16 protein-coding genes are annotated in these 19,196 nt (G+C 64.1%); 8 read left to right on the top strand and 8 right to left on the bottom strand.

The window, feature by feature from the left end; genetic code table 11:
• Positions 1 to 3 precede the first annotated feature (3 nt).
• From FHY55_RS01865 to FHY55_RS01835, 7 genes are all read right to left on the bottom strand, one after another.
• Complete coding sequence (locus FHY55_RS01865; RefSeq protein ID WP_140012571.1) at positions 4 to 1,056, bottom strand: LacI family DNA-binding transcriptional regulator; 1,053 nt, start codon at positions 1,054 to 1,056, stop codon at positions 4 to 6.
• Positions 1,057 to 1,158: 102 nt separating this feature from the next.
• Positions 1,159 to 1,887 carry a proteasome-type protease gene (locus tag FHY55_RS01860; RefSeq protein ID WP_140012570.1) on the bottom strand — a complete coding sequence of 243 codons (729 nt, stop codon included), beginning with the start codon at positions 1,885 to 1,887 and terminating at the stop codon, positions 1,159 to 1,161.
• A gap of 4 nt (positions 1,888 to 1,891) precedes the next feature.
• Positions 1,892 to 2,707: a transglutaminase family protein gene (locus FHY55_RS01855; RefSeq protein WP_140012569.1), complete on the bottom strand. Its 816-nt coding sequence runs from the start codon at positions 2,705 to 2,707 to the stop codon at positions 1,892 to 1,894.
• Between the two features lie 9 nt (positions 2,708 to 2,716).
• Positions 2,717 to 3,658 carry an alpha-E domain-containing protein gene (locus FHY55_RS01850; RefSeq protein ID WP_140012568.1) on the bottom strand — a complete coding sequence of 314 codons (942 nt, stop codon included), beginning with the start codon at positions 3,656 to 3,658 and terminating at the stop codon, positions 2,717 to 2,719.
• Positions 3,659 to 3,661: 3 nt separating this feature from the next.
• The gene (locus FHY55_RS01845; RefSeq protein ID WP_140012567.1) at positions 3,662 to 5,080 is read right to left on the bottom strand and encodes a circularly permuted type 2 ATP-grasp protein; all 1,419 of its coding nucleotides are present in this window, start codon (positions 5,078 to 5,080) and stop codon (positions 3,662 to 3,664) included.
• An 81-nt stretch (positions 5,081 to 5,161) separates the two neighbouring features.
• A complete protein-coding gene (locus FHY55_RS01840; protein ID WP_140012566.1) occupies positions 5,162 to 6,382 on the bottom strand; it encodes a M20 family metallo-hydrolase in 1,221 nt (406 codons plus the stop codon).
• Complete coding sequence (locus FHY55_RS01835) at positions 6,379 to 7,080, bottom strand: DUF1028 domain-containing protein (protein WP_140012565.1); 702 nt, start codon at positions 7,078 to 7,080, stop codon at positions 6,379 to 6,381. Before FHY55_RS01835 ends, FHY55_RS01840 begins: the two co-directional genes overlap by 4 nt.
• A 136-nt stretch (positions 7,081 to 7,216) precedes the next feature.
• On the opposite strand from FHY55_RS01835, the gene FHY55_RS01830 reads away from it, so the two are divergent.
• The 6 genes from FHY55_RS01830 to FHY55_RS01805 all read left to right on the top strand — a co-directional run bounded on the left by FHY55_RS01830 (position 7,217) and on the right by FHY55_RS01805 (position 14,711).
• Positions 7,217 to 8,785 (top strand): ABC transporter substrate-binding protein, encoded by a 1,569-nt coding sequence (locus tag FHY55_RS01830; protein ID WP_140012564.1) that lies wholly within the window; start codon positions 7,217 to 7,219, stop codon positions 8,783 to 8,785.
• Between the two features lie 154 nt (positions 8,786 to 8,939).
• Positions 8,940 to 9,887 carry an ABC transporter permease gene (locus FHY55_RS01825; protein WP_140012563.1) on the top strand — a complete coding sequence of 316 codons (948 nt, stop codon included), beginning with the start codon at positions 8,940 to 8,942 and terminating at the stop codon, positions 9,885 to 9,887.
• Between the two features lie 115 nt (positions 9,888 to 10,002).
• Positions 10,003 to 11,886 carry a dipeptide/oligopeptide/nickel ABC transporter permease/ATP-binding protein gene (locus FHY55_RS01820; protein ID WP_140012562.1) on the top strand — a complete coding sequence of 628 codons (1,884 nt, stop codon included), beginning with the start codon at positions 10,003 to 10,005 and terminating at the stop codon, positions 11,884 to 11,886.
• Positions 11,883 to 12,839: an ABC transporter ATP-binding protein gene (locus FHY55_RS01815; RefSeq protein WP_140012561.1), complete on the top strand. Its 957-nt coding sequence runs from the start codon at positions 11,883 to 11,885 to the stop codon at positions 12,837 to 12,839. Before FHY55_RS01820 ends, FHY55_RS01815 begins: the two co-directional genes overlap by 4 nt.
• Before the next feature lie 7 nt (positions 12,840 to 12,846).
• On the top strand, positions 12,847 to 13,572 hold the full coding sequence (locus FHY55_RS01810) for a FadR/GntR family transcriptional regulator (RefSeq protein WP_140012560.1): 726 nt from the start codon (positions 12,847 to 12,849) through the stop codon (positions 13,570 to 13,572).
• 257 nt (positions 13,573 to 13,829) lie between these two features.
• Positions 13,830 to 14,711, top strand: coding sequence for an AraC family transcriptional regulator (locus tag FHY55_RS01805; protein WP_254695394.1), 882 nt, complete (start codon positions 13,830 to 13,832; stop codon positions 14,709 to 14,711).
• Positions 14,712 to 14,754: 43 nt separating this feature from the next.
• On the opposite strand, the gene FHY55_RS01800 is transcribed toward FHY55_RS01805, so the two are convergent.
• Positions 14,755 to 16,890, bottom strand: a complete 2,136-nt coding sequence (locus tag FHY55_RS01800; RefSeq protein WP_210410523.1) for a TonB-dependent siderophore receptor — start codon at positions 16,888 to 16,890, stop codon at positions 14,755 to 14,757.
• Between the two features lie 302 nt (positions 16,891 to 17,192).
• Between FHY55_RS01800 and FHY55_RS01795 the strand changes: the two genes are divergently transcribed.
• Positions 17,193 to 18,173: an iron-siderophore ABC transporter substrate-binding protein gene (locus FHY55_RS01795; protein WP_140012557.1), complete on the top strand. Its 981-nt coding sequence runs from the start codon at positions 17,193 to 17,195 to the stop codon at positions 18,171 to 18,173.
• A gap of 6 nt (positions 18,174 to 18,179) precedes the next feature.
• Complete coding sequence (locus tag FHY55_RS01790; protein ID WP_140012556.1) at positions 18,180 to 19,190, top strand: iron ABC transporter permease; 1,011 nt, start codon at positions 18,180 to 18,182, stop codon at positions 19,188 to 19,190.
• Positions 19,191 to 19,196: the final 6 nt, after the last annotated feature.

Here is a 19,196-nt window from a genome sequence, read left to right as displayed (position 1 = left end):
ACCTCAGCCCCGCTTCAGCGTGTCGCCCAGCGCCAGCACCGGCTCCAGCTCAATCACTGTGCCGCCACCCTCGCCGGCCAGATCGCCGCTGGCTGTTCGATCTGCGATAATCTTCGCCGCGGCCTCGCCAATCTCGCGCCGACAGGCATCCATCGTCGCCAGCTTCTGCGGGAACGCGCTCAGCATTTCGAGGGCATTGAACCCCGAAAGCCCCAGCTCTTCGGGGATGTTGATACCCGATGTCAGGCAATGCAGCATCCCGCCCGCGCCGATCATATCGTTGGAATAATAGATAAAATCCAGATCCGGCGAGCGGGCCAGCAGGGCTTCCGTCATCTCGCGCCCCTTCGCCAGCCCCGAGCCACCGGCATAAAACTCCCGGTCACGCACCTCCAGCCCGGCCCGGGCCAGCGCGGTGGTGAAGCCCTCAAAGCGTTTGCGCGCCCGGTGGTCCAGCGGCATCTTCGTGCCCGCAAATCCGATATTCTTGTAGCCCGCCCCGGCAATCGCCTCGGCCATCATCCGCCCTGCGCGGCGGTGCGATATGCCCACCATGGAGTCGATCGGCTCGCCGTCCACATCCATGATCTCAACCACCGGGCAGCCCGCGTTCGCCAGCATCGCCCGGGCGGCATCGGTATGCTCCAGCCCAGCCACGATCACCCCGCTCGGGCGCCACGACAGCATCTCGTAAAGCACCTTCTCGGCGCGTTCCGGCTTGTAATGCGTCACGCCAACGACAGGCTGCAACTCGGTGTCATCCAGCACCGTGCCAATGCCCGTCAGCACCTCGGGAAATACCATGTTGCTGAGCGAGGGGATCACCACAGCCACAAGGTTCACCCGGCTGCTGGCCAAGGCGCCGGCAATCTTGTTGGGCACATATCCCAGCCGCTTGGCCGCCTCCAGCACCCGCTCCCGCGTCGCCTGGCTCACATCGCCCCGGTTACGCAACACCCGGCTCACCGTCATTTCGCTGACGCCAGAGGCCTCGGACACATCTCTCAGGGTCAGCGGGCGGCGCGGGGGGATGGGCTTTGGGGCGTCCTGGTTCAACGGAGCGGGCCTTTCAACGGGTCTTTCTCCCTGCTTACCGCCTTATTCCCGCCACTCCAAGCAGTTGCGGCAGGCTGTAGGGTGGGTGAAACCCACCAGCCGTCAGATCTCGATATCCGGCAAGCTGTCGAGCGCCTGCGTCAGCGCCTCGCCCCAGCCGTTGCTGATGCGCTGAAAACTCTCGTCGTTCGCCTCAATGCGGTTCTGATAGCCCAGCACCAGGCTACCCTCTTCGTAGAACTGCAAATCCAGCGGCAGCCCCACCGTCAGGTTGGCCTTCACCGTCGAGTCAAAGCTCACCATCAGCAGCTTCACCGCCTCGGCAAAGCTCATCTCCGGGCGGTAGGCCCGCACAAGGATCGGGCGGCCATACTTGGTTTCACCGATCTGGAAGAACGGCGTGTCATCCCCCGCCTCGATAAAGTTGCCTTCCGGGTAGATCAGGAACAGCCGCGGCGCGGAGTCCGCAATCTGCCCGCCCAGAATAAGCGTTGCCCCAAAAGCACTCGCCTGCTGCCCGGCCTGCTCATGCTCGGCGATCACATCCTTCAGAACCTTGGCAATCATCCGCGCGACCTGAAACATGCTGGGCGCTTCCAGCAGCGAGGGGCTGCGATCTCCGGGGGCCTTGGTGCGCTCTTCAAGGATCGAAACCACCGCCTGCGTGGTGGCCAGATTGCCCGCACTCATCAGGGTGATCACCCGTTCGCCCGGCACCTCCCACGAATGCATCTTCTTGAAAACGCTGATGTTATCGACACCCGCATTCGTGCGCGTGTCTGACATGAAGACGAGCCCGCGATCGAGCTTCATTCCGACGCAATAGGTCATGGTGCTATTCTTGGCTCTGGCTCATCTGTTGCGCAACTTCTATGGCAACGGAAAGAGACTCCTCTTCGCCGCCTGTGCGCGTACCAGTTACCGGGGCGGCACCAGCATAGTCCAGCCCTGTTGCAACACGAACGTAGCGTGTGTCGGGCGATTGGTCGTTTGACGCGTCAAAGCCAACCCAGCCCAGCGCATCCACATGCACCTCTGCCCAACCATGCATCGCGGTCTGGCTCACCGTGTCGTCGAGCATCAGATAGCCCGAAACATAGCGCGCCGGGTATCCCAGATGGCGAGCGGCGGAAATGAAGACATGCGCCTGATCCGCGCAAACGCCTTTGCCAATCTCCAGCGCCTTCTCCGCCGTCCAATCCGGTTCCGATGAGCCGGCCTGATACTCTACAGCCTTGCCCACCGCCTCCATCAGCGCATGAAGCTGGTCAAGCCCCTCGCGGTCGCCAAGAGAGCGTGCCAGCTCCCTCACCTTGGGGCCGGGCTTTGTCTGCGGGGTCTGCCGGTCAAACAGCCAAAGCGGCGTCATGCCCTCATGCTGGCCGATCACACCGTTGTTGTCCGCCACCTCCACCTCGCCTTCGCTGCGCAGCAAAAGCTCGGTTTCGCCCGGCGTGATGCTGATCAGCTCAACCGTGTTGCGGTGCTGATCCTCGTATTGCAGCTGCTTCTCCCCGCCAATCACGCTGGTCTCCCAACTCAAAACCGACTGGTTCCGGTAGGATTTCGGCGATTTCCGCATCTGTTGCAGCCCATAGCGCACAGGCTCCGAAAAGCTGTAGCGGGTTTCGTGGGAGATCTTCAGGCGCATCTGTCCGGCCTATTCATAAAACCGATAATCCACTTCAATCTGACGGCTGAGGTCGCCTAGGGCAACGAGGGTCTCCTGTATGTGCTCATGCAGCCCCCCGTCGAAGATCTCGTCGATGGACTTTTCCTTCAGCTTCTTTCCGAGCTGAACGGCAAGGTCATGGCTGGTCGCGGTGCTGCCGTAGTCATGCGCGAGATAGCCGAGGTTGTCCTGCAGCTTCTTGGCGCAAAAGTAGAGACTGCGCGGCATGCGCCCGTCGAGGATGAGAAATGCCGCGATGTCGCGCGGCGTCGGGTTGTGGCCATAGACCATCCGAATGCCGCTTTCCCCGCTGACCGAGCGCAAAATGGTCTCCCACTGCACATTGTCGAGCCGCGAGCCAACGGCGGCAGCCGAGGGGAGAAGCACGTAGTATTTGACGTCGAGAATGCGCCCGGTGTTGTCGGCGCGTTCCAAAAAGGTGCCGATGCGGGCAAAGTCGTAAATGTCATTGCGCAGCAGCGTGCCGTGGGTGGCGCCGCGCACAAGCGCGGTGCGCTGCCGGATCAGGCCCAGCACATGCGGCAGGTCCCGCTCGTTGACCTTGCGCTTGAGCACCTCCTTGAGCCGCATCCAGCACAGGTTCATCGCCTCCCACACCTCATGGGTCAGGGCGGTGCGCACCTGCCGGGCATTGTTGCGCGCCGATTCCACCGAACTCATCACCGATGAGGGGTTTTCCTTGTCGCGCAGCATCCAGTCGATCACTGCATCCTTCGACAGCTCGTCATGCTTCTCGAAGTAGCCAAGATCCACCGAGGCCGTCTGCAGGACCGAGGCCCATTCGTCGCCGTTCTCCTGATTCCGGGTCAGGGCAATGCGCTGGCCGGTCTCCACGATGCGGGTGATGTTCTCTGCCCGCTCAAGGTAGCGGTACATCCAGAACAGGCCGCCTGCCGTTTTTCCTAGCATGGCCTAGTCCTCCAGCACCCAAGTGTCCTTGGTGCCTCCGCCCTGGCTGGAATTGACGACAAGGCTCCCCTTCTTCAGCGCCACCCGCGTCAACCCGCCGGGGGTAATCTTCACACCCTCGGGGCTGACCAGCACGAAGGGCCGCAGATCCACATGGCGCGGGGCAAGGCCCGCCTTTGTCATGATCGGCACCGTCGAGAGGCTAAGCGTCGGTTGGGCAATGTAGTTGCCCGGACGCGACTCCAGCTTCTTGCGAAACTCGGCAATCTCTTTCTTGCTGGCGGTCGGGCCAATCAGCATCCCGTAGCCGCCCGATCCATGGACTTCCTTGACGACAAGCTCAGACAGGTTGTCGAGCACGTATTTCAGGCTCTCCGGGTCATTGCAGCGCCATGTCGGCACGTTCTGCAAAATCGCCTTCTCACCGGTGTAAAACTCCACGATCTCCGGCATGTAGCTATAGATCGCCTTGTCATCGGCAATGCCGGTGCCCGGCGCGTTGGCGATGGCGAGGTTGCCCGCGCGATAAACATCCATGATCCCCGGCACGCCCAGCGCGCTCTCGGGGTTGAAGGTGAGCGGGTCGATATAGTCGTCGTCGATCCGGCGGTAGATCACGTCAATCGGCTTGTAGCCCTGGGTCGTGCGCATGGCCACGCGCCCGTCAACCACCCGCAGGTCAGAGCCTTCCACCAGCTCCACGCCCATCTGGTCGGCCAAAAAGGCATGCTCGAAATAGGCCGAGTTGTAGCTGCCCGGAGTCAGCACCGCGACGGTCGGGTTGCCCTCGGCGCAGGCCGGGGCGCAGGCCGAAAGCGAGCGCAGCAACGAACGCGGATACTGGCTCACCGGCCGCACCTTCGTCTTGCCGAAGAGTTCGGGGAACATCTTGTACATCGTCTCGCGGTTTTCGAGCATGTAACTCACACCGCTCGGCGTGCGCGCATTGTCTTCCAGCACGTAAAAGTCATCGTCGCCGGTGCGCACAAGGTCGATGCCCACGATATGGGTATACACCCCGCCCGGCGGGGTGACGCCGATCATCTCGGGCAGATAGGCCTCGTTGTTCTTGATCATCTCCACAGGCAGCCGCCCGGCGCGGACAATCTCCTGGCGGTGGTAGATGTCATGCAGGAAGGCATTGATGGCGCGCACCCGTTGCTCAATGCCACGGGTCAGCTTCTTCCATTCGTTACCACTGATGATGCGCGGCACGATGTCGAACGGAATGAGCCGCTCCTCCGCCGCCGCCTGCCCATAGACGTTGAAGGTGATGCCCGTAAGCCGAAAAACCTCCTCAGCCTCACGCTGCTTTGCGCGCAGCCGGGCCGGGTCTTCCCCTTCAAACCATTGTCCAAATTGGGAGTAGGGCGCTCTTAGCGAATCCTCCCTCCCCCACATCTCGTCAAACGTTTTTGTCATTGCTTCGATTATCCACGTCATAGCCGACATTACAAAGTGAAATGACAAACCCGGTGCTCGCGCGCGAAAACTGCCCACTTTTTAGGCGTCGGCCAGCCGCCGGAGCGTCTCCGCAATCGCATGAACCGCCGCGCCAAGATCTGCTGGGCTTGCGTTTTCGTCAGGCCGGTGGCTCACCCCGCCCCGGCAGCGGATGAAGAGCATAGAAATTGGGCAAAGGTCGGCCATCGCGCTGGCATCATGGGTGGCGCCAGATGTCAGTTCCAGCCCCCTGCCACCGCCTGCTTGCACCGCCTGCACCAACGCGCCCCTCAACGCCGGATCGCAGGGCGCGGCGGGCTGGGCATAGGTGCGGCGCGCCTCTAGTTCCAAGCCCATCTCATCGGCCACGCGCCGGGCAAATGCCTGAATTTCTGCGCCTGCCTCATCGCGGGCCGCGTCATCCTCGCTGCGCAACTCCACCGGCAGGCGCACCTCACCGGGCACCGCGTTCACCGCTCCGGGGCGCACATCCACTTGGCCCACCGTCGCCCGAATCCCCGGCGTGGCCCGCGCCAGCCGGTCAACCTCGGTGATCACCCGCGCCGCGCCCACTAGCGCATCCTTGCGCGCCGCCATCGGCACCGTGCCCGCATGGCCGGTTTCGCCCACAAAACGCAGCGTATGGCGCTCGATCCCGCAGATCCCGGTCACAACGCCCAGCGCCTCGCCCTCGGCCTCCAACACCGGCCCCTGCTCGATATGCGCCTCAAGATAGCCCAGCGCCCGGTTTCCTGTCCGCGCAATGGAGGGAATACCCGCCGGATCGCAGCCAAACCCCTCCAGCGCCGCCCGCAGGCTCACCCCGTCGCGGTCTTCCATGTCGAGCACCGCCATATCCACCGTGCCCGCCACCGCCCGGCTGCCGACCAGCGCCGTCGGAAAGCGCACACCCTCTTCGTCGGCAAAGCCCAGCACCTCCACCGCAAACGGCAGTTGCACGCCCTCTTCGGACAGCATCTGCATCGCCAGCACCGGCAGCACCACGCCCGCAATCCCGTCAAACGCTCCGCCTTCTGGCACGCTGTCCTGATGGCTGCCCATATAGAAGGTGCCCGCACCGCCGCCCTCTGCCCGGCCCACCAACGTGGCCGCCGCGTCGAGATGCACCGCCAACCCGGCCCCCTCCATCATACCCGTCAAGTAGCCCACCGCAGCGCGATGCTCTGGGCCATAGGGCATCCGCGTCACACCCGGCCCCGGTGCGCTGAACCCGGCCAGCGCCTCCAGATGGTCCGCCGCGCGTGCGCCCCAGTCCGTCACTCCTCGGGCTCCGGCACCAAGGTGCCCACCAGCCCCTCATCCAAGACCCGCTGAGGTTTTGCGAGCGTGGGCACCTGCCGCGCCCAATCGCCATAATCGCCCGTGGTCGCCCGCTGCAACAGGTCTCCAAGGGCCTCCAAGGGCTGGTCCGAATGGTCGATCCTCAGCGTTAGCGGCGCCGCATCAGGGCGCAGCACAAGCAGCGCCGCCGAGAGCAGCCCCCGCTTGTCGCTGCCGTCCCGCGCAGCAGCCCAAAGCGCCGCAATCAAACGCTCCGGCAAGCTGCCTTCCGCCTCCATGTATCGGCGCGCCATCGCCTCCGGCACCGTCCGGCTCCCCAGCATATTGCCCGAAGCAACCCCACCCTTGAACACATGCGAAGCCGTGAGTGCGGTATTCTTCGTGCCGGTAAAGCAAGCCGCCGCGCCAGACATGTCCAAGGTCGCAAGCTGGCGCCAGTCCCGCCCGGCATCAGGGGCCGTCACCCTGTTTAGGGCAAGGCTCGCGCCCGCACCGCCTTCCATCTCGTCCAGCACCTGCTCGCCCCAAAGCGTCGAGGGGGCCGCCCCCTGACTCGCGCTCATGCCCGCGCCCCATCGCCCCCGCAGCACCCAGCCGCCTACACACAGACTCCCAGTCGCTGCCGCACCGGCAATGGCGTTTGTTTGGGCGTCATGCACAAGAATTGAGAATGTCATGCGGCTCCTTTACTCTCCGCAAAGAAATTTATCATGATAAATTGACCTGTCAAATTTATCATGATTAATTCCTCACACGAACACCCGGCTGCCCGCAAGGGACAGGCCGCATAAAAAACCACAGGGAGATGCTCCAATGACCCTCTTCAACTGGACACGCCGCGCCGTGATCGCCGCCGGTGCCGCGATTGCGCTGGCCCCGATGGCCGCAACGGCGCAAACCCCCGAAGGCGTGCTGATCGTCGGTCAGGTGGCCGAGCCCAAGTCGCTCGACCCGGCTGCGGTGACCGCGGTGAACGATTTCCGCATCCTCGTGAACCTCTACGAGGGCCTCACCCGCTACAAACCCGGCACGCTCGAAGTTGCCCCCGGTCTGGCCGAAAGCTGGGAAGTGTCGGAGGACGGCACCGAATACACCTTCAAGCTGCGCGAAGGCGTCACCTTCCACGATGGCACGCCCTTCAACGCCGAGGCGGTCAAGTTCAACTTCGACCGGATGCTGAAAGAAGATCACCCCTTCCACAACACCGGCCCCTTCCCGCTGGCCTTCTTCTTCTCCTCGGTCGAAGAGACCACCGCGGTTGATGACACCACCGTCAAGTTCAAGCTCTCCGCGCCCTACGCGCCCTTCCTCAGCAACCTCGCCTACCCCACCGGCCTCATGGTCTCCCCCGCCGCCGTCGAGGCCGGCGGCGCCGAGTTTGGCCGCGCCCCCGTGGGCACCGGCCCCTTCAAGTTCGTCGAATGGCGCGCCAACGAGGCCGTGGTGATCGACAAGTATGAGGACTACTGGGGCGAGCCCGCAGGCGCGCAGGCCGTGGTCTTCCGCCCGATCGAAGACGCCAACACCCGCGTCGCCGAGATGATCGCAGGCGGCATCGACATGATGGTCGAAGTGCCCCCAACCGCGCTCAGCCAGTTTCAGGGCGATGAGTTCAACGTCGTCGAGCAGGCAGGGCCGCACGTCTGGTTCCTGATCCTGAACGCCAAGGAAGGCCCGATGGCCGACAAGAAGGTGCGTCAGGCCGTGAACTACGCGATCAACAAGGAAGCCATCGTCAACGACGTGCTCGAAGGCACCGCCGAAGTCGCCGCAGGCCCCACGCCCCCGGCCTTCGCGTGGGCCTATAACGACGCGCTTTCGCCCTACCCCTACGACCCTGAAAAGGCCAAGGCGCTGCTGGCCGAAGCCGGGGCCGAGGGCGCCTCGCTCACCTTCTATGTCACCGAAGGCGGCTCCGGCATGCTCGATCCGGTCGCCATGGGCACCGCGATTCAGGCCGACCTCGCCGCCGTGGGCCTCGACGTGAAGATCGAAACCTACGAGTGGAACACCTTCCTCGGCAACGTGAATCCGGGGCTGGAGGGCAAGGCAGACATGGCCGAAATGGCATGGATGACCAACGACCCCGATACCCTGCCCTACCTCGCCCTGCGCACCGATGCATGGCCCGAAAACGGCGGCTTCAACTCCGGCTACTACTCCAACCCCAAGGTGGACGAGCTGCTGGAATCCGCCCGCACGGCAATTGATCAGGAAGAGCGCGCAGCGCTCTACAAGGAGATGCAGGAGATTGTGCAGGATGATGCGCCTTGGGCCTTCATCGCCAACTGGAAACAGAACGCGGTCACAAACAACCGCGTCGAGAACTTCTCGCTGGAGCCCTCGTTCTTGCTCCAGCTTGAAAAGGTAGTGAAGAAGTAGCGAGTTATCACAGTTCGCTCTTCGGCCTTCGGGCCGGAGAGCACCTTTGCGGAAGCTGTCCACCGCCTGCAGCCTGCCGCAACCCCTAGCCGCCGCCGCGAGAACGTCTCGAAGGACGGACGAGCGCGACCCAGCCAGACAGGAGACCCCCGTCATGGGCAGCTACATCCTCAAACGCCTCGCCGCCGCAATCCCGGTGCTCATCGGCGTCTCCGTCCTCGTTTTCTTCATCATGGCCATGATCCCCGGCGATCCGGCGCTGGCCATTCTCGGCTCATATGCAACGCCCGAAAACGTCGCCAAGCTCAACGCCGACCTCGGCCTCGATAAGCCGCTGGTGCAGCGCTACTTCATCTGGCTCGGCAACATGCTCACCGGCGATTTCGGCCGCAGTTATTCGCAGAACAAGCCGGTGATCGACGAGGTGCTCGGCCGCTTCGGCAACACCCTCATCCTCGCCGGTGTCGCCTTCGTGCTCTGCTCGATCCTCGGCATCCTCGCCGGGGTGGTCTCCGCCGCGCGGCAGTACGGGCTGGCAGATAAGGTGATCACCTTCACCGTCCTCATCGGCATCTCCATCCCCAGCTTCTTTCTGGGCATGATCCTCATCATCCTCTTCGCCCTCAAGCTGCGGATGTTCCCGGTCTCGGGCATGTATCTCATCTACGGCGGCGGCGGCCCGGTGGACCTGCTCAATCACCTCGTCCTCCCCGCCTCCGCGCTGGCCGTTGTCGCCACCGGCGTCATCGCCCGCCTTTCCCGCTCCGCCATGCTCGAGGTGCTCCGGCAAGACTACATCCGCACCGCCCGCGCCAAAGGCGTCGGCGAACGGCGGGTGATCATGGGCCACGCGCTGAAGGCCGCGATGGTCTCAATCATCCCTGTGCTCGGCATCCAGGCCGGTTTTGTGGTGTCGGGCGCCGTTTACATTGAGATGGTCTTCGACTGGCCCGGCATCGGCCAGATGCTGGTCAACGCCATCTCCCAGCGCGATGTGCTGCTGGTCCAAGGCGGCGTCGTGGTGGTCGCGGCCTGCTACGTCCTCTTCAACATCGTGGTCGACGTGGCCCAAGCGATGCTCGACCCGAGGATCAAGACATGAGCACCGCCGCCCCCACCCTCGCGCCGTCATCCTCGGGCCCGACCCGAGGATCTCTCCGCCACGAGATGCTCGAGTCAGGCCCGAGGATGACAGCCCAACACGACGGAACCTCCCGATGACCGCCTTCCTCAAGCTCCTCTTCCGCAACCGTCTCGCCGCCATGGGCGCCGTCGTGCTCTCCGTCATCCTCCTGCTCGCCCTCGCCGTACCCATCCTGCCGCTGGCCGACCCCAACATCACCAACACCGCCGACCGTTTCGCCCGCCCCTTCTCTGAAGGCTACCTGCTCGGCGCCGATCACCTCGGGCGCGACCAGCTCTCCCGCCTCCTCTACGGCACCCGAACCTCGCTGATGGTCGGCGCCGTTGCCGCCTTCCTCGCCGCCTTCTTCGGCTCCACCATCGGCATCCTCTCGGGCTACTTCGGCGGGCGAACAGACAACATCCTCATGCGCCTGATCGACATGCTGATGGCCTTCCCCTACATCCTTCTGGCGCTCGCCATCGTCGCCGCGCTGGGCACCGGCCTCATCAACGCGCTCATCGCCGTGGCTGCCGTCAACATCCCCTTCTTCGCCCGCAACATCCGCGGCATCACCGTCGGCCTCTCGCACCGCGAGTTTGTCGATGCGGCGCGGCTCGCGGGCAAGGGCCATGTGCGCATCATCCTCACCGAAGTGCTGCCCAACGTGCTGCCGGTCATCGTCATCGCCATGTCCACCACCGTCGGCTGGATGATCCTCGAAACTGCAGGCCTCTCCTTCCTCGGCCTCGGCTCCCAGCCGCCCGACTCCGACCTTGGCTCCATGCTCGGCCAGGCCCGCGCCGCCTTCACCACCCATCCGCACACCTCGATCATCCCCGGCGTGATGATCTTCCTGATCGTCATGTCGGTGAACCTGCTGGGCGATGGCGTGCGCGATGCGCTCGACCCGCGCCTGCGCTCCGGCGCCCTTTCGCGCCCTCTGCCGGTGACCAATGTCGCAAAAGATCGCAACGTTCCGGCAGAAGACACCAGCGCCAACGCCGCCCTGCTCGATATTCAGGAGCTGGAAACCCAATTCCACGTGGGCGACCGTATCTATGAGGCGGTCGGCAAGGTCTCCCTCTCGGTCAAACCCGGCGAATGTCTCGGCATCATCGGCGAATCCGGCTCCGGCAAATCGGTCACTGCCCTCTCCGTCACCGGCCTCGTCGCCTCGCCCCCCGGTGTCATCACCGGCGGCGCGGTGCGGCTGGAGGGCAAAGACCTGCTCTCCGCCAATTACGAGCAACTCCGCTCGGTGCGCGGGAACCGCATCGCCTATATCTTTCAAGACCCGCTCAGCACCCTGCACCCACTCTACACCGTGGGCGATCAACTGGCCGAGGCGATCCGCGTGCATGACAGCCGGGTGAGCAAATCCGCCGCCCGCGCCCGTGCACTCGAACTGATGAAACAGGTCCGCATCCCCAACCCCGAGTCCCGCCTCGGCAACTACCCGCACGAACTGTCGGGCGGGATGCGCCAGCGCGTCGGCATCGCCATGTCGCTGGCGAATGAACCCGACATCATCATCGCCGACGAGCCAACAACCGCGCTGGATGTCACTGTTCAGGCCCAAATCCTTTCGCTGCTGAACGACCTGCGCCGCGAGCGCGGGCTGGCGATCATCTTCATCACCCACGATTTCGGCGTGGTTGCCCAACTCTGTGACAGGGTCGCGGTCATGTACGCGGGCCGGATCGTTGAAGATGGGCCAACCCAATCCGTGCTCGACGCCCCCGCCCACCCCTACACCAAGCGCCTCATCGCCTGCGTCCCCGAGCTGGGCGGCGGGCGGCGCGAGCTGGCCGCCATCCCCGGCCTGCCCCCTGTGGTGGATGACCTGCCGCCCGGCTGCCACTTCGCTCCGCGCTGCCACAAGGCCACCGCCGCGTGTCAGGTCGGATACATCGGGCTTGAGGGCGACGATGCCCGCACCGTGCGCTGCATCCACCCCGAGGAGAACGTCGCATGACCAAACTCGCCCTCAAGGTCGACAACCTCTCCAAAACCTTCCCCATCGGCGGCGGCCTGTTTTCCAAGCCCAAGGCCGGGGTCCGCGCGGTGCGTCCCGTATCCTTCGAGGTGCCCGAGGGCGAAACCCTTGGCATTGTCGGAGAGAGCGGCTGCGGCAAGTCCACCTTCGCCCGCATGCTCGTCGGCCTGCTGGAGCCCACCACCGGCACCATCGAAATCGCCGGAAAGGCCCTCGACAACGCCGACCCGGCGGCTTTCGGGCGGCTGATCCAGTACATGTTCCAAGACCCGATTTCGTCCCTAAACCCGCGCAAAACCATTCGCCAAATCATGGAAGCCCCCCTCAAGCTGCTCCACGGCATGGACAAACCCCAGCGCGATGCTCGCATCTCCGAAATCTTCGCCTCCGTGAACCTGCGCGAGGAGTTCCTCACCCGCTACCCGCACGAGTTTTCCGGCGGTCAGGCCCAGCGCATCGGCATCGCCCGCGCCCTTGCCGCCTCGCCCGAGATCATCATCCTCGATGAGCCGGTCTCGGCGCTGGACGTCTCTGTGCAAGCCCAAGTCCTCAACCTGATGGCCCGCCTCAAGGCCGAGTTCGGCCTTACCTACCTGTTCATCAGCCACGACCTCGCCGTTGTGGAGGCTGTCTCCGACAGGATCATGGTGCTCTACTTCGGCTCGGTGGTGGAGATTGGCCGCGCCGAAGATGTCTTCCGCACGCCCAAACACCCCTATACAAAGCTGCTCGCCAGTTCCGCCCCGGTGGTGGGTCGCCCGCTCACCGCGCCCGAAAGCGCCGCCGCCGAGTTGCCCGACCCGCTCAACCCGCCCCCCGGATGCCCCTTTGCAGGGCGCTGCCCGCGGGTCACCGACGAATGCCGCAAAAAAGAGCCGCCCCTGGTGGCCATGGGAGAAAATCAATTTGCCGCCTGTTTCCATCCCCTCTGACGGTCGCATGAGCCGCCCTGTTCAAGTCGCCGAGGCGATCAAGTCCTGGGTCGTCGAGCACGGCCTGAAATCCGGTGATCGTCTGCCCGCCGAGGCCGAGCTGATCGAGCGCTTCGGCATGGCCAAGGGCACGATCCGCGAGGCCATGCGGATACTCGAGGCGCAGGGCCTCGTCAAAACCCGCACCGGCCCCGGCGGCGGCGTGTTTGTTCACGAAGTCAGCCGCGAGCGGGCGCGGGCGCTCTTGGGCAACTACTTCTACTTCAAAGATCTCACCATCGCCGACATCTACCAGCTCCGTCAGGCTTTGGAGCCCGAGCTTGCTGCCTCACTGGCAGGCACCCTTTCTGAAGAAGCGCTGGCCGAGCTGGAAGCAAACATCGCCACCTATTCCGAGCCATCCAAGTCGATCGAAGAGGAGCGCGAGCAGCACATTGCCTCGCTCCGTTTCCACGCCATCCTCGCCGGCCAGTCGCCCAACCCGCTCCTGAGTTTCTGCATCGACTTCATGATCGCCCTCCTGTCCGACCTCACGGTCTACCGCGAGCTCTATGCGCCGCCCAATATCGAGCTCTGGCAGAAGGGGCGTGATTTCCAGTCCCGCCTCGTCACCGCCCTGCGCGAAGGAAAGGCCGACGAGGCCCGCACGATCATGTCCAACCACATGGCCACCGCGCGGGAGTTGATGGAAGGGCAAGAGGCCGTCATGGCCCAGCGGTTCATGACCGGCTGAGATTGGCCCCTTAACAAGCCCAACCGGCGCCTTTGACGAAGGCAAACCGCATCGCCTGACGTGCACCCCAACCCAGCCCCGGGCCATACCCGGCTGTTGCACTTGCAGGCCCATGAGCCCCACTCTAACATCGCGCCCGGCAGGTAAAGCGCCTAATGCGCCTGTCCCTGCCGCGCCCGCAGCGCTATCCGACGCTGCCAGCCAAAACCCATCATGAACACTATTCCTGAGGATCCGCTGTGGGCTTCATGCACTCAATGACGTGTCAAACCGACGGCATCCACAGCACCGCACCGGTCCGTTGGCGCTCCTTTGACGGGATGTGCGCGGTGCATTGGGAGGCGCGCGGAGAGGCCGGAGCACGGGGCTATTACCGCTCCCCTGATCCACGAATCATGCTCTTCTTCAACGAGGTCTCGCACTGCATCGCCATGTCGGAGCAGAAGGCGGCGGCGAGCCCGGGCTGGCGGCCGATGCTGCGCGCGCTCTTCGTGCCATCCGGCATCCCGATATGGACGCAATTCAAAGCGCGGCACGAGTTCTCGCATCTCGATCTCCACCTGCGCCGAGACTGGCTGCTGGAAAGGCTCACTCCGATGATGGGGGAGGCCACAGCCGAGGAGGCGTTGAGGCAGCCTGTGGAGCTGCAGGACGTCGGCGCCTTGGCCACCATCGCCACCACGCTTGCCTCCGAAATCGGCGCGCCCAGCCGGGGGCCGCGCTTTGCAGAAAGCCTCGCAATCGCCCTGATCACCGGGCTGATCGACCCACCGCAGCAGGCTCACCTGCAGCCCAGCGCGCAAGGCGGCCTGACGCCAAGCCAAATGCACCGGCTTCGCAAGCTGATCGGCGAGCAGAAACGACGGATGACAAATCTTGAGCTGAGTCAGGCCGTGGGTCTGTCAGAGGGCTGGTTCTGTCATGCCTTCAAGAAAACCACCGGCAAAACGCCTCTCCAGTGGCAACAGGAGCTGCGCATTTCGATGGTGAAGGAGAGCCTGCTGATGGACGATCTGACAATCGCAGAAATCGCCCTGCGCCACGACTTTTCTGACCAAGGCCACCTGACGCGCGTGTTCCGCCGGTGCGAGGGCACAACGCCCTCCGCATGGAGGCGAGCCGCCAAAACGCGCGGCTAGCGGCGTGCCCGCTCCAAGCGGGAGCGAGCACCGTGGTCTTGCCTCACCAGCTGTGGTTCAGCGTCAGATTGATCTCGCGACCAGGGTTGTAATAGTTCGATGAGAAGCCCTTTTGCGCCACATGCTGCTCGTCAAACAGGTTGGCCACCGTCAGGCGCAAATCAGTGTTGTCGGCAATCTCGTAGCCCACCGAGGCATCAAAGATCCAAGCCGCGTCAATCTGATCGGTATTGGCAGTCGAGGTCCAATATTCACCCGTGTAGCGCGCGCCCAGCCCCAGATCGAGGTCACCACGACGGCCCGCGCCCGGCACAAGGTAGTTCACCCAAACAGAGGCCTGGTTCTTCGGCGTATGGGGAAGTTCATTGCCGTTGTTCGCCCCGTTGTCCGACTGGATGATCTCGGTTTCCAGATAGGTGTAGGCCGCAGTGAAAGAGAGCTGGTCGTTCACCTCCGCCTTGGCTTCAAGCTCCAGCCCACGCACCCGCGATTCTCCCACCGGCTCGGCCAAAAGCGAGTCCGGGTCCGTGACGGTTTGGTTGTACTTGGTCAGCTCGAAAACCGAGGCGGTGAACAGCGCCCGCATGGTCTCGGGGCGATATTTCAGGCCAATCTCGTATTGCTTCCCGCGCTCCGGTTCGAGGTCAAAGCCATTGGCATCCGAAAAGCTCGCAGGCACGACCGACTCCGCATAGCTGCCGTAAACAGAGAGCTCGGGCGTGATCTTGTATGTCAGCCCTGCGCGCAGCGTGGTCTCATCAAAGGCGCCTTCCACCAGATCGGGGCAGGCCCCAAAGGCGTTCGCATGGCAGCGGAAGGTCTGGTCAATCCAGTCGTGCCGCAGCCCCACCTGCGCAATCACCCGATCCCAGCTGAGTTCCTGCTGAAGGTAAAGCGAGGTCACATTCACGTCGTTGGTGTTGCTCTGGTAGGGCGCGGTGCTGCCAAGATCCAATCCGCCCGAGTACACCGGATCATCCGGGTCAATCGAACTGGCAGGGGTGTACCACAGCGTGTTGCTGCGATGGTTATCGCGGTATTCCACCCCGGCCATGGTGCGGCTGTGAACAGCGCCAAAGCCGGCCTCGTAAAGCAGATGCGCATCCACGACAAAGTTCTCAAACTCCGCCTCGTTGGCAAAGTAGAACCGCTGTGTAAGGGACGGGTCGTTCAGGTCGGCGCTGCCCAAAAAGACATATCCAAACCCGCCAGTGCCCTTGGTGTAGCGCGCGGTCGAGCCAAAGCTCAGGCCATTGCCAAAATCATGCTCGACCTTCAGCGTCAGCGTATCGCGGTCGGTGTCGAGATAGTTGAAGTCAGGCTCACCCAAAAAGAGATCCCGCGCATAGTCCCGCCCATCCGCCGGGTAGCCGGAGGAGTTGGGATAACCGTCGCGATAGAGCTTGTCGTAAACCACGCTCACCGTCGTCGCATCACTCGGACGCCATGCCAGACCAGCCATGAAAAAGCTCTCGTCGTCGTTGGACTCGTCGGTCTCCGCCTCCGCATCCTTGATCTTGCCGGTCACACGCCACGAAAACGGGCTGCCCTCCCCGAAGCTGTCCCCCATGTCGAAGCCCAGCTCCTTGCGGTTGAAGGAGCCATATGTGCCGTAAACCTCGCGCAGGCGCTCGCCGGTCGGGTTCTTGGTGATGAAATTCACCGCGCCGCCCGGGTCCGCGAGGCCGAAGGCCGTGGAGTTTGCGCCCTTCAGCACCTCCACCCGGTCAAAGGCAAAGGGCTCTTCACGCACGCCCCCGAAAGCATCGCCAATGAGCATCCCGTCGCGGTAGGTGGTCGCGTCGTAGCCCCGGATCTTGAAAAAATCATAGCGGTCGTCACGGCCATAAAAGTCAGTCGTCACCCCCGCGCTATATTGCAGCACCTGTTCGGTCGTGCGCGCACCGCGCCGCTCGATCTCCGCCGAGGTAACAACAGAAACCGAGGCCGAACTGTCCAATATGTCGCTCGGCAGGCCCGATCCGCTGCTGATCTGGCTGGCAACGGTGGTTTCACTGTCGGCATCACCCGGCCCGGCGCTTTCAATGAAGATCGTGCTCAACTCGTAAACCGGGCCACCCTCCTGCGCAAAGCTTGGGGCCGCAGCCGTGAGCAGCGCAGCACTGGCGCAGGTGGATAAAAACCGGACTGGCCGGCGCGGGGGGAGAGGATCGTTCACGTCAGGCTGGCTCCTGTTCTGATCTTGGCCATATGTCATGACTTCTGGCTGACCGCGGAGCGGATGGCGGCGAAGGCGGCACGCCGAAATGCGCGCGGCGGCGCGGCGGCAAAACCCCGGGGTCACACCACCTGCTCCAGCGCCTCTACCAGTGTTTTCAGCCTCGATCTTGGAGGTTCCTGTCGTATTTGGCAGTTTCTGACTAAAAGAGTGCGGATTGGGGGTGATTGGCGCGCCGCGCTTCGTTACGCAGGGCGCAGCGCAGCCTCTGGGGATCGCCCGGACGTGACAGGAGAAGCCCGATGCCGCTCAAGACCTTTCTCGCAACCCTCGCGCTGGCATGCGGCCTTGCGAGCGCTGCGGTGGCGCAAACGGTCTATCCGGTTGAGATCGAGCACGCCTATGGCACCACCGTGGTGCCAGAACCGCCGCTGCGGGTCGCCACGGTCAACTGGTCCAACCAAGAGGTTCCGATCGCCCTCGGCGTGGTGCCGGTCGGCATGGCGGCGGCCAACTTCGGCGACGACAACGGCGATGGTGTCTTGCCCTGGGTCGCCCAAAGACTTGCGGAACTGGGGGGTGAGAGCCCGGTTCTGTTCGATGAGGGCGACGGGATCGACTTCGAGGCGGTCGCGGCCACCGAGCCAGACGTGATCCTCGCCGCCCATTCCGGGCTGTCCGAGCAGGATTACCGGATTCTGAGCCAGATCGCCCCCACCATCGCCTACCCCCACATGCCGTGGACAACGACCTGGCGCGAGATGATCCGGATGAACAGCGCCGGCATGGGCATGGCCGAGGAGGGCGAAGCGCTGATCGCCGAGCTGGAAGCCCGGATCGCCGAGGCGGTTGCCGCCCATCCGATCTTGGCGGGCAAGAGCGCCATCTTCGCCACCCACCTCGACCCGACAGACCTAAGCCGCATCCCGTTCTACACCGACAATGACACCCGCGTCGCCTTCCTCCACGATCTCGGCCTCACCTCCCCGGCCCTGGTCAATGATCTCTCGTCCACCGGGCGTTTTGCTGGTGAGGTCAGTTCCGAGCAGATCGACCTGCTGAACGACATCGATATCGTCGTCACCTACGGCAACAGCGGGCTGATCGACCGGCTTGGCAGCTACATGCTCACCAGCAAACTCCCCGCAATCTCGCGCCGGTCCATCGTCTTGCTGCAAAATGACCCGCTCGGCACCGCCGCCCACCCCTCGCCGCTCTCCATCCCATATGTGCTCGAGGATTACGTGAGCATGCTCGCAGACGCCGCCGAGAAGGCGGAGTAGCGCCCCATGCCCCCGATCCGGCCCCATCAGAGCCGCAGAGCGGCGTGGTTTGTCATTCTGGCGGCGCTGCTTGCGCTCGCGGCCTTGGCGTCGCTCACCTTCGGTGCGCGGGTAACATCGCTGGCCGATCTCAGGGCGGCGCTCATCGGCACCCCGCAAACCATGGGCGAAGTGGCCGTCGCAAGCCGCGTGCCCCGCACTGCGCTCGCCGCGCTTGCGGGGGCGGCGCTGGGGCTTGCGGGCGCGGGGATGCAGGGGCTCACCCGCAATCCGCTGGCCGATCCGGGCATTCTGGGCGTCAACGCTGGCGCGGCACTGGCCGTGGTGATCACACTGGCGAGCGTTGGACTCGGGTCACCGCAGGGCTACATCCTCGCGGCCACCCTCGGAGCAGGCCTCGCCGCCGCGGGTGTCTATATCATCGCCAGCCTCGGCGCTGGTGGGGCGACCCCGCTCAAACTGGCGCTCGCGGGGGCTGCGCTAACAGCAGCACTCACCTCCCTGACCACCGCAGTCGTCCTGCCCCGAGGGGACATCGCCGGGCTGGTGCAATCCTGGCTCGTGGGCGGTGTCGGCGGCGCAACATGGGACAGGGTCACGCCGCTGCTGCCCTTCCTCGCTCTCGGGGCCGCCCTCTCGCTTGTATCAGCGCGCAAGCTCAACCTGCTCGCCCTCGGCGATGACACCGCAGCAGGCTTGGGTGAAACCGCATGGCGCGCGCGGGCGATGGCCGCGCTCGGCGCCGTCATTCTCTGTGGCGCCACTACAGCCGCCTGCGGACCCATCGGCTTTGTCGGCCTGGTCGTGCCGCATCTCTGCCGCCTGCTGCTCGGCGTGGATTACCGCTGGATCCTGCCCGCCTCCGCGCTCAGCGGTGCCGTCTTGCTGCTCCTCGCCGATGTCGCCGGGCGGATTGTCGCGCGCCCGGCAGAGCTTGATGTGGGCATCGTCACCGCCTTTATCGGCGCACCGGTGTTTATCTGGATCGTGCGGCGCAAACGGGTGGCAGCACTGTGAGCCTTG

This window comes from Oceanicola sp. D3, assembly GCF_006351965.1.
Taxonomy (GTDB): Bacteria; Pseudomonadota; Alphaproteobacteria; order Rhodobacterales; family Rhodobacteraceae; genus Vannielia.
The sequence above is the reverse complement of the archived record's forward strand: the minus strand, read 5'-3'. Positions and strand labels throughout refer to the sequence as shown.

Coding starts and splice junctions, on each gene's coding strand:
- FHY55_RS01845 (WP_140012567.1), bottom strand. CDS start 5,080: ATGACAAAAACGTTTGACGAGATGTGGGGGAGGGAGGATTCGCTAAGA.
- FHY55_RS01835 (WP_140012565.1), bottom strand. CDS start 7,080: ATGACATTCTCAATTCTTGTGCATGACGCCCAAACAAACGCCATTGCC.
- FHY55_RS01815 (WP_140012561.1), top strand. CDS start 11,883: ATGACCAAACTCGCCCTCAAGGTCGACAACCTCTCCAAAACCTTCCCC.
- FHY55_RS01825 (WP_140012563.1), top strand. CDS start 8,940: ATGGGCAGCTACATCCTCAAACGCCTCGCCGCCGCAATCCCGGTGCTC.
- FHY55_RS01810 (WP_140012560.1), top strand. CDS start 12,847: ATGAGCCGCCCTGTTCAAGTCGCCGAGGCGATCAAGTCCTGGGTCGTC.
- FHY55_RS01830 (WP_140012564.1), top strand. CDS start 7,217: ATGACCCTCTTCAACTGGACACGCCGCGCCGTGATCGCCGCCGGTGCC.
- FHY55_RS01850 (WP_140012568.1), bottom strand. CDS start 3,658: ATGCTAGGAAAAACGGCAGGCGGCCTGTTCTGGATGTACCGCTACCTT.
- FHY55_RS01790 (WP_140012556.1), top strand. CDS start 18,180: ATGCCCCCGATCCGGCCCCATCAGAGCCGCAGAGCGGCGTGGTTTGTC.
- FHY55_RS01805 (WP_254695394.1), top strand. CDS start 13,830: ATGACGTGTCAAACCGACGGCATCCACAGCACCGCACCGGTCCGTTGG.
- FHY55_RS01795 (WP_140012557.1), top strand. CDS start 17,193: ATGCCGCTCAAGACCTTTCTCGCAACCCTCGCGCTGGCATGCGGCCTT.
- FHY55_RS01820 (WP_140012562.1), top strand. CDS start 10,003: ATGACCGCCTTCCTCAAGCTCCTCTTCCGCAACCGTCTCGCCGCCATG.
- FHY55_RS01855 (WP_140012569.1), bottom strand. CDS start 2,707: ATGCGCCTGAAGATCTCCCACGAAACCCGCTACAGCTTTTCGGAGCCT.
- FHY55_RS01860 (WP_140012570.1), bottom strand. CDS start 1,887: ATGACCTATTGCGTCGGAATGAAGCTCGATCGCGGGCTCGTCTTCATG.